This window comes from Microbacterium sp. Root322, assembly GCF_001425645.1.
GTDB lineage: Bacteria > Actinomycetota > Actinomycetes > Actinomycetales > Microbacteriaceae > Microbacterium > Microbacterium maritypicum.
This window is the reverse complement of record NZ_LMCS01000002.1, coordinates 1,370,204-1,379,794: the sequence shown is the minus strand read 5'-3', so window position 1 is coordinate 1,379,794 and position 9,591 is coordinate 1,370,204. Positions and strand designations below refer to the sequence as shown.

10 protein-coding genes are annotated in these 9,591 nt (G+C 68.6%); 5 read left to right on the top strand and 5 right to left on the bottom strand.

The window, feature by feature from the left end; all coding sequences use genetic code 11:
* Nucleotides 1-27 precede the first annotated feature (27 nt).
* The gene (locus ASC55_RS11575; RefSeq protein WP_055875563.1) at nt 28-1,527 is read left to right on the top strand and encodes a hypothetical protein; all 1,500 of its coding nucleotides are present in this window, start codon (nt 28-30) and stop codon (nt 1,525-1,527) included.
* A gap of 21 nt (nt 1,528-1,548) precedes the next feature.
* Here the strand turns inward: ASC55_RS11575 and ASC55_RS11570 are convergent, their stop codons facing one another.
* On the bottom strand, nt 1,549-2,610 hold the full coding sequence (locus ASC55_RS11570) for a LacI family DNA-binding transcriptional regulator (protein ID WP_055875561.1): 1,062 nt from the start codon (nt 2,608-2,610) through the stop codon (nt 1,549-1,551).
* Nucleotides 2,611-2,670: 60 nt separating this feature from the next.
* Between ASC55_RS11570 and ASC55_RS11565 the strand changes: the two genes are divergently transcribed.
* The gene (locus ASC55_RS11565; RefSeq protein ID WP_055875558.1) at nt 2,671-3,909 is read left to right on the top strand and encodes an MFS transporter; all 1,239 of its coding nucleotides are present in this window, start codon (nt 2,671-2,673) and stop codon (nt 3,907-3,909) included.
* Nucleotides 3,910-3,912: 3 nt separating this feature from the next.
* Here the strand turns inward: ASC55_RS11565 and ASC55_RS11560 are convergent, their stop codons facing one another.
* Entirely contained in the window at nt 3,913-4,560 is a 648-nt protein-coding gene (locus tag ASC55_RS11560) for a response regulator (RefSeq protein ID WP_055875555.1), read from the bottom strand.
* Nucleotides 4,557-5,753 (bottom strand): sensor histidine kinase, encoded by a 1,197-nt coding sequence (locus tag ASC55_RS11555; protein WP_055871650.1) that lies wholly within the window; start codon nt 5,751-5,753, stop codon nt 4,557-4,559. Before ASC55_RS11555 ends, ASC55_RS11560 begins: the two co-directional genes overlap by 4 nt.
* Nucleotides 5,754-5,868: 115 nt before the next feature.
* Between ASC55_RS11555 and ASC55_RS11550 the strand changes: the two genes are divergently transcribed.
* Nucleotides 5,869-6,744, top strand: coding sequence for a GAP family protein (locus ASC55_RS11550; RefSeq protein ID WP_055875552.1), 876 nt, complete (start codon nt 5,869-5,871; stop codon nt 6,742-6,744).
* A gap of 57 nt (nt 6,745-6,801) precedes the next feature.
* Nucleotides 6,802-7,497 (top strand): endonuclease NucS, encoded by a 696-nt coding sequence (nucS, locus tag ASC55_RS11545; protein WP_055871644.1) that lies wholly within the window; start codon nt 6,802-6,804, stop codon nt 7,495-7,497.
* Between the two features lie 11 nt (nt 7,498-7,508).
* Here nucS and ASC55_RS11540 read toward each other — a convergent pair whose 3' ends face one another.
* Entirely contained in the window at nt 7,509-7,934 is a 426-nt protein-coding gene (locus ASC55_RS11540; RefSeq protein ID WP_055875549.1) for a hypothetical protein, read from the bottom strand.
* 145 nt (nt 7,935-8,079) lie between these two features.
* Here ASC55_RS11540 and ASC55_RS11535 point away from each other — a divergent pair, with 145 nt between their 5' ends.
* A complete protein-coding gene (locus ASC55_RS11535) occupies nt 8,080-8,745 on the top strand; it encodes an HAD hydrolase-like protein (RefSeq protein ID WP_055875546.1) in 666 nt (221 codons plus the stop codon).
* A 134-nt stretch (nt 8,746-8,879) separates the two neighbouring features.
* Here ASC55_RS11535 and ASC55_RS11530 read toward each other — a convergent pair whose 3' ends face one another.
* Complete coding sequence (locus ASC55_RS11530) at nt 8,880-9,086, bottom strand: cold-shock protein (protein ID WP_017203899.1); 207 nt, start codon at nt 9,084-9,086, stop codon at nt 8,880-8,882.
* Nucleotides 9,087-9,591 lie beyond the last annotated feature (505 nt).

The window sequence follows — 9,591 nt, the reverse complement described above, 5'->3', positions numbered from 1 at the left end:
GTTGCACGATCGTGCGAGAGTAGCCCCATGCGGCGGGTCTGGGTTCGAGAGCTCGCGGGCTGGTCGGGGGCGCTGGCCGTCGCGCTGATCACGGCGGCACAGGTCGCTTCGTCCGCTCGCTCTGAGCTGCTGTTCCGTGACGGGGATTCCCTGATCGTGGCTCTTTTCGCGAGATCCGTCCTCTCAGGTGCACCCCTCGACTGGGCGATGTCGAGCGTGCTGTTCCTGCCAGAGTCCGCGGTGTTCGCCGGCCTCGACACGCTGCTTCCGCTCGACGTGAACGGATTGCTCGCCGTCAATGCCGTCATCAACATACTCGCGCTCTACGGGGCCCTCCGGCTGGTCGCGGGCCGGCGGCGGAAAGGCACGGCTCCGGTCGCGTGGGCTCTCGTGGGACTGGTGACCTTCGGCGTCCTGGCCATGACCGACGTGTCGGGATCGAGGGACGCTCTGGACCTCGCATCCCTCGTGTTGACGACGACCTACTACTCGGCGACCGTCGTCGCCGTCGTGCTGTCGGTCGGCCTGGTGCGGCGGCTCGTCGACCGGGATCGATTCGGTGGAGCGCTCCTGGTCGTCCTCGGTGCCACGGCCGCGATCGCCACGCTCTCGAACCCGCTCTACGCCGTCTGGGCGACGGTTCCGATCACCCTGGTCCTCGCCCTGATGCTCCCTCGCGCGCCCCACCGCATCCGCCCGACGATGATCCTCGTCGCTCTCATCACCGGCACCGCCCTCGGCTTCCTGGGTCGCATTCCGCTTCGGGCATGGATCAGCAACACCGGAGCCGACTACATCCAGCCCGAGCAGTGGACGGAGTCGGTGGGGTATTACGGATCCCTCCTCACCACGCGCGCGGGGACGCCGGCCGGGGTGATCGGCATTCTGATCGTGATCGCGCTCATCGTGCTCGCGGTCGTGGGCACGGCACGGGCGGAAGACTTCGGGTCGCGGTTCGTCTCCACCGTCGCGTGGACCATGCCCGTCCTCGTGATCATCGGCGCGATCGTCCTGGGCACGCACGCCGCCCGCTACCTGCAGCCCCTCGCGTTCGCCCCGGTGCTCGCCCTGGTGGCGGCGCCGCGTTCCTGGCGAGCGCCGTTCCGGGTGCAGTCCGTCGTCGCGGCCACCGTGTCCGCGCTTCTCTTGATCGGCGGCGCGCTCAGCGTTCCCCGGCTGGTCGGCGCGAGCGCGAGCCCCGATCCCGATCTGACGTGCGTGACCGATTGGGTGAACGCCTCGGGTCGCACCGGTGCCGGCCAGTTCTGGACGGTGCGCCTGCCCAAGCTGCATGTGGAGGATCCCGCCCGTCTCGTGCAGGTCGATCATGAGCTCAACGGCTATGCATGGCTCGTGAACCGAGAGGACTTCGAGGCCCGCGAGGTGTCGTTCCTCGTGGAGGATGCGCAGACCGTCGAGTGGCGTCTTCCCACATCGGAGATCCCCGACGAGGTGATCGGCTGCGGTCGATATCGCATCATCGACTTCGGCGACGCCACTGTGCCGCTCGGCCCGCAGCACAGCTGAGGCGACGGTCGTCGCAGCCGCTCAGCGGGGAACGGGGCCGGTCGTCGTGCCGGCGCGGAACACACACGTGAGGTGCTGCGTCATCCCGGGCTCACCGCCGAGCATGCGGGCGACCTGCTCCCCCGCCGCGCGGCCCTTCTCGACGGCCGGCTGCACGCTGGTGGTGAGGGTGAGACCGCCGAGTCCATCGACCTCGATGCCGTCGAAACCGGCCACGGAGAGATCTTCGGGCACGCGCAGCCCGAGTTCCTCCGCCGCGCGGATCACCCCCACGGCGAGCAGGTCGCTCTGTGCGAGCACGGCGGTCGGTCGAGTGGCGGGGTCCGTCAGGAGCATCCTGCCGACCAGCACCCCCTCGTCGATGAGGCTGCCGGATGCCGAGATCGCCGGGGCGTCGGGGAACACCTGGCGCATCCCCTCGAGTCGATGCACGGTGACGTCGACGGTGGCGTTCGCGATCCGCTCCGGGCTCACCGCGGCCCGCTCCCGCTCGCTGTCGAGCGGGAGCGTGACCAGGGCGACATCGCGGTGGCCGAGATCGTGAACGTGTCGCGCGACGTCGGCGGAGGCGGCGACGTTGTCCAGGGTGATGCGCGGGATCTCCCCTCCGGCATCGCCTTCGATCACGACGACAGGCAGACCACGACCGACGACCACTTCGAGCGAGGCCTTCGTCCGCCCGGAGCAGCCGATCAGCACGAAGGCATCGACGGGTGCGTGCGTGATCGCGGCACCCTCCTCCCCCGGCTCGTCCCGCATCAGAAGGATGCCGGCGCTGAGGTCGGCGAGCCCGTCGGTGAGCCCGTCCATCATGGCCGTGGTCACCGGGTCGAGGAATGCGGCGCGCAGATGCCCTTCGAGAACGACGGCGACGATGCCGCTGCGTCCGCGGCGCAGGGATGCCGCGCGAGGATCCGGACCGGCGTAACCGAGGTCGGCAGCGGCGGCGAGCACACGCTCCCGTGTGGCAGCCGCCACGTTCGCCTTGCCGCTGAAGACGACCGAGGCGGTGGATGTCGCCACGCCCGCCTCGCGTGCGACGTCGGCGATCGTGGGCCGACGCGGCGTCTCCTGACTGCTCATACTTCGAGGATAGCTCCCTTCGCTTCCCTCGGGTCGAATCGATTCGATAGGCTGTCCGACATGGAAACAGCCCTCTCCCGTTCGCAGTTCGTGCGCTGGCGCGCCGCGATCTTCGCCATCTTCCTCGCGAGCGGCCTCTCGATCGCGACCTGGGCGTCACGCGTCCCAGGGATCAAAGAGGCGCTGGGTCTGGACAACGCGCAGGTCGGTCTCATCCTTCTCGGCATGGGCGTGTCGTCGATCGTCGGCATCTCGACGGGCCCGGCCGTGATGGCACGCCTGGGTGCTCGACGCGGGATGCTGCTGACGATGCTGACGTTCGCGCTCGGCATCGTGCTCGTCGGTCTGGGCGCCAACGTCTTCGGTTCGGTCCCCGTCGTCCTCATCGGCATGGTGCTCTTCGGCTTCGGCAACGGATCGGTCGACGTCATGATGAACGTCGAGGCGACCGCGATCGAACAGCAGATGGGCCGGACGATCCTCCCGGTCTTCCATGCGTTCTTCAGCTTCGGCACGGTCATCGGCGCGGGGATCGGCGCCCTCGCGGCGCAGCTCACGATCGACGTCGCCACCCACGCCGCGATCATGGGCGCACTGATCGCCGTGATCGCCGTCGTCTGCTTCTTCCAGGTGCCCGTGCGCGAGGCCGCCCTCGACCCGGCGCCGCACGAGAAGCCGGCGTTCCGCGCACGCATGCACACCGCGCTCGAAGCCTGGCGCGAACCACGCACCTACCTGATCGGCGTGGTCATGCTCGGCATGTCGTTCGCCGAGGGCGGCGCGAACGACTGGATCGCCCTGGGCACAGAACAGGGTCACGGCTTCGCCGAGGGCACCGGCGCCGTCTCGCTCGCCGTGTTCTCGGTCGGCATGACCGTCGTGCGCCTGTTCGGCGGACCCCTCGTCGACCGGTTCGGACGCGTCCTGGTGCTGCGCGTCCTCGCGGTGGCGGCGGCCTCGGGCATCCTGCTGTTCATCCTCGCTCCCACCTTCCCGCTCGTGCTCGTCGGGGCGGCGCTGTGGGGTATCGGCGCATCGCTCGGCTTCCCGCTGGGCATGTCCGCCGCGGCGGACGATCCCGCGAAGGCGGCGGCCCGGGTGAGCGCTGCGGCCACGATCGGCTACATCGCGTTCCTCGGCGGACCGCCCGTCCTCGGAATCATCAGCGAGCACATCGGCCTGCTGAACACCCTGTTCATCCTGGTCGCTCTGGTCGTGATGTCCGGACTGTTCTCAGGTGCAGCGCGTCCGCTGCGCGAAGACGAGAAGATCCCGGTCACGGCGGCGTCACAGGACTGACGTTCAGCCCTCGCGACCCCGCACGAGGGCTGCGGCGTGCGAGCGGCTGCGCGCTCCGAGTTTGGTGAGAACGTTCGAGACATGCGTCTTGACCGTGGGCACCGAGATGCGCAGCCTCGCGGCGAGCTGGGCGTTGGACCACCCCTGCAGTATCCCGTCGAGCACCTCCTGCTCCCTCACCGTCAGGTCGGAGAAATCCCCCCGACGCGAGACGGGCACCGACGGCATCGCACTCTGGGCGACCGCGGCGAGCGCGCGTCGGGTCACCCGCGGATCCAGCGCGCCCTCCCCCGCCGCGACCGCGCGCACGGCCTGTGCGAGAGCGGGAGCGTCGACCGTCTTCAGCAGGAAGCCCACCGCGCCGGCACGGATCGCTCCGAACACGAGGTCGTCCTCGTCGAAGCTCGTCAGGACCAGGACATCGCCCAGACCGCGCTCGACGATCTCCCTGGTCGCTGAGATCCCGTCTCGCCCCGGCATCCGCAGGTCCATGAGGACGACGTCGGGACGCAGCGCCGCGGCATTGCGCACAGCGACGTCGCCGTCGGCGGCCTCCCCGACCACGGTGATCCCCTGCGCCTCGAGCATGATGCGCAGCCCCGCCCTGATCGCGCCGTGATCATCCGCCAGCAGCACAGTCGGAGCCGTCATGCCGTCGCCTCCCTCGGGATCCGGGCGTGGACCGACCATCCGCCGGCGACCGGACCCGCTGCGAAGACACCACCCAGTGCGCCGACGCGTTCCCGCAGCATCTGCAGCCCCCAGCCCTCGTCGCCGTGGGCGGCTGCACGGCTGGCGACGCCACCACGCGAGCGCACCTCCACCCGCACCTCGGCGCTGCTCCCACGGATCCCGACCTCGACGTCGGCACCGCTCGCATGGCGGACGCAGTTGTTCAGCGCCTCCCGCACGATGCGGATGACGGCTTGTTCGCGTGCCGCTCCGAGATCGTCGACGTCATCGACGACCATGCGCACCACCAGCCCTCCACGTTCCGCCTCCTGCACGATTGCCCCGAGATCCGCCCACCGCGGCGTGGGGGCGAGGGTGCCGTCGCCTCGCCGAAGCACCGAGATCATGGATCGCAGCGCCCCATGGGCATCGAGCCCCGCATCACGCACGGCCTGCAGGGCTTCTCGGTCCGCCGTGCGGTCGGGCACGGTCGACAGTGCGGCCTCGGCCCGGATCGCCATCGCCATCACGTGACCTGCGACCACGTCGTGCAGCTCCCTCGCCATCGTCTCGCGCTCCCGCTGCACCGCCTCGGCGCGGTCACGCTCGGCGACGGCAGCCGCGGCCTCCGCACGCTGGCGGTGCAGCTCGGCGAGCTCGTGCGCTTGGGAGACGGCCACCGCCCACCAGTAGTCGGTACCGAAGATCGCACCGAACTGGACCCCGATGAGAAAGGCCACGGCGAGCGACACATCGGTGAAGAGCCAGGCGACGAGGAACAGCACGGCCGTCGACAGGGCCAGCGCGATGAGCAGCACCCGTCGCCCCTGCGGCCCCGCGAGGAAAGACGCCGTCCACAGCACGTCCAGGAGCACCACCAGGGTGCCGATGCCCCCGACGGTGAGCAGATCGACAACGAACAGGAGCGTGACGAGCACGAGAACCGTCACGGGCAGGCGCCTCTTGACGAGGGCGAGGGCGCAGGCGGGCAGGGCGAGCGCCAGCGACCACCACGGGGAGACGGCTTCCTGGAGGATCGAGAACGGACCCCAGATCCCGCGGAACCCGAACCAGGCCATGACGACCGACAGGAGCGCCATCCCCAACGGGTCCGCCCACCAGCGGTGCCGACGGTACCAGGCGCCGAATCCGCCTTCGACCTGCTCGTGCATGCCCTCATGCAATCACGGTGCGCGCCACCGCGCATCCGACGAAGGGATGAGGAGGTCGGAGGGAACGGTACTTTCGCCCGATCCGCCGCGGCCCCGGCTCGGCGAGCGTGGAGACATGGAACTCTTCGGCGGACTGCCGCTCCCCTTCTCTCTCGCTCTCCTGGCGCTGATCGACGGGCTGAGCGTCGGCACACTCCTCATCCCCGTCTTCCTGCTCCTGCATCCGGGGCGGGTGCACGCCCGACGCATCCTGCTGTACCTGGTGACGATCGCCGCGTTCTACCTGCTCGTCGGCCTCCTGTTCCTCTGGGGGTTGGTGAACCTCGTCGACGTCGCGTCCGACTTCCTGGCCTCGCCCGCCGGACTGATCATCCGCCTCCTCGTGGGCGGAGCGCTCCTCATCACCGCCTTCGTGATGCCGACCGGTGACAAGAGTGCCGCAGCGGCCTCCCTGTCCGCCTCGCTGCCCGCCTCCGCGTCGGTCCTGCCGGGAACGGACCTGCCGACCGCACACGAGGCGAGCGGATCGTCGATCACGACCCCGCCTCCTGCGCCAGCCGCAGTGGCGGAGCCTCGGGCGCGCACCGGTCGCATCACCCGGTGGCGGGAGCGACTGCTCGACCCCCGCACCCGCGGCACCGCGGTGATGGCCGTGGCTGTCGCGGCAGGGCTAGTCGAGGTCGCCACCATGCTTCCCTACATCGTCGCGATGACGATGCTCGCGGATGCCGGAATCGACACCCCGCTGCGCGTGCTCTCGCTCGTCGGCTACTGCGCGCTGATGATCCTGCCCGCTGTCGTGCTGCTCGTCCTCCGCCTGGTCGCCGCCCCGCTGGTGCAAAGGCCGCTCGAACGATTCGCCGCCTGGATGGAGCGCACCGGCGCCGAGAACACCGCATGGATCATCGGCATCATCGGATTCCTCATCGCGCGCTCCGCCGCCACCGAGCTCGGGCTCTTCCAGGCGATCGGATCCTTCCTCGACCGATGACCGCCGCGCCCGCGGAGTGCGACCGCGGCGCACCCCCCGACGAAGTAGGCTCGACGGGTGCGTCTCGTCATCGCCCGCTGCTCGGTCGACTACACCGGTCGGCTCAATGCCCATCTCCCGCTCGCCACGCGTCTGCTCGTGCACAAGGGAGACGGGAGTCTGCTCGTGCACTCCGACGGCGGCAGCTACAAGCCGCTCAACTGGATGAGCCCGCCGTGTTCGCTCTCGAGCGAAGAGCCGGGCGAGGAAGAGGCCAGCGCCGGCGTGGTCGAAGTCTGGCGCGTCACGCACAAGAAGACCGGCGATGCGCTGCGTGTGCAGATCTACGAGATCATCCACGACACCTCGCACGAGTTGGGCATCGATCCCGGGCTCCAGAAAGATGGCGTGGAGGCCGACCTGCAGCGACTTCTCGCCGAGCAGGTCGAGCGCATCTCCGAGGGCGCCACGCTCGTGCGCCGCGAATACCCGACGGCCATCGGCCCCGTCGACCTTCTGGTGCGCGATGCCGACGGCGCCGCGATCGCGGTCGAGATCAAGCGACGCGGCGACATCGACGGCGTGGAGCAGCTGACCCGCTATCTCGAACTTCTGGGTCGCGACCCGCACCTCTCCCCCGTGCAGGGTGTGTTCGCCGCGCAGGAGATCAAGCCGCAGGCACGCGTGCTCGCTGAGGACCGCGGAATCCGCTGCCTGGTGCTCGACTACGACGACATGAAGGGCATCGAGTCGGGCATCCCCCGCCTGTTCTGAGGCGTCGCCCGTCAGCGCGCGGCGATGAGCCGGGGTGTCGGGCCCTCAAGGCGCGCGATCGCGATCTTCACCTCGACGATCTCTTGCTCGATACGGTCGAACCGCGAATCGAACTTCGCGTCCTGCGTTTCGAACCGCGCACCGAGCTTCGCGTCCTGCGCTTCAAACCGCGCATCGAACTTCGCGTCCTGCGCTTCAAACCGCGCATCGAACTTCGCGTCCTGCGCTTCAAACCGCGCATCGAGCTTCGCGTCCTGCGTTTCGAACCGCGAATCGAGCTTCGCGTCCTGCGTTTCGAACCGCGCATTGAACGTCGCCACCACCTCCGCGAATCGCGCGTCCATCCGGTTGATCATCCAACCGAAACCGCTGATGATCGCCACCAGTAGCGTCACTGCTGTCGCCAGCATCGTGATGACTTCCACCGACACGTACATGCCCCCTATTCTCGCCCGCGAATCCACCGTTGTCACGACCTTATATGTGGACACTAGGCGTTCACATGAGGCGTGCAGAAGTGACTCAGTTGCACACCTGTGCAGGAAGAGCGGCCATCGCCGTCCCGGCCCATAGGCTGGAGAGATGCCTCACTCCCCCTACTCCTGCGTGCTGTGGGACGTCGACGGCACCATCGTCGACGCGTCCGTCGGCATCCTTCGCCGGCTGAATGTCGCGCTCACCCACTTCGGGCGTCCGGCACCGACACGCGAGGAACTGGTGCACTGGATCGGCCCGCCCATGTTCCAGTCCTTCCAGGACCAGGCGGGCATGACGCCGGAGCAGTCCGCCGAGGCGGTCGCCTTCTACCGCACGCTCGGCAAGGCCGACGGCTACACGACCGACGCCGCGACCTACCCCGGCGTGGTGGACCTCATCAACGAACTGCACGCTACGGGAGTGCCGCAGGCGACAGCCAGCTCGAAGCCCGAGAACCAGGTCGACGCACTGGTCGACCACTTCGGACTCCGGCCCGCATTCCTGACGACCGTCGGGGCAACGCCCGACGAGTCGACCCTCGCCTCGAAGACCGACATCGTCGCCGAAGCTCTTCGTCGGCTGCGCGAGCACGGCGCCGACACCTCACGCCCCGTCCTCATCGGCGATCGGCACCACGATGTCGAGGGTGGCAACGCCAACGACGTCCCGGTGATCTTCGTCGAGTGGGGCTTCAGCGACGCCCACGAGGGTGACGAAGCCGCGTTCCGGGTGGCCTCCGTGGCCGAACTCCGCTCTCTGCTGCTGACCTGACCGGCGCGCTGGTGCGCGACCTGCAGACCACACGCCACGTGCAGGGAGCCGAATCGGACCCGGAAAGCACAGAACTCCCCGCCGGATGACGCATCGGGACGCGATCCGGTGGGGAGTTCTGTGTCTCGCCCGTCTCAGACGGGGCGAATGTTCTCTGCCTGCAGGCCCTTCGGACCCTGCGCCACATCGAACTCGACTCGCTGGTTCTCTTCGAGAGACCGGTAGCCGGATGACTGGATGGCGGAGTAGTGCGCGAAGACGTCAGCGCCTCCGTCGTCGGGGGAGATGAAGCCGAAGCCCTTCTCCGAGTTGAACCACTTAACCGTGCCCTGGGTGCTCATGTACTGCCTGTTCTGCTGGTGAAGAAGCCGACGCAGGGATGCCCCGACATCGCTAACGCTAGTGGAGGAGGCCCCGAGCGGAATAGCACCTGCAAGAAGGTAATCCAAATGTTGCACGAGCGGCACGCGGCCGTCATCCGGCGCGTTCGGAGGCGCACGGCCCAGAAGGCGCCCAGAAAATGGTGTGGCCCTCACCGCGGGGGGAGCGATGAGGGCCGAAGACGACCGGAGGGTGCGTCAGAGACAGCTTAGCTCCTTTTCGACGTCCTTGTCCCCCTTTTGGGGGACAAATCTGAGCTTCGTCGCGAGGGCGAACGATAGCGGCCCCCTCGAGTAGCCCATTGGGGACTGAACTACTCGAGAGGGCCCAATCGCACGCACAGATCGTCTGCCCCTGGGGTGGGCCTCCGCCTCGTGGGGAGAGACGTAGACGATCAATCCCCTCGTGCATGCACCTTCACCATAGGGGAGGAAGCGCCGTCCTGCCATCGAATTTCACCCGGGC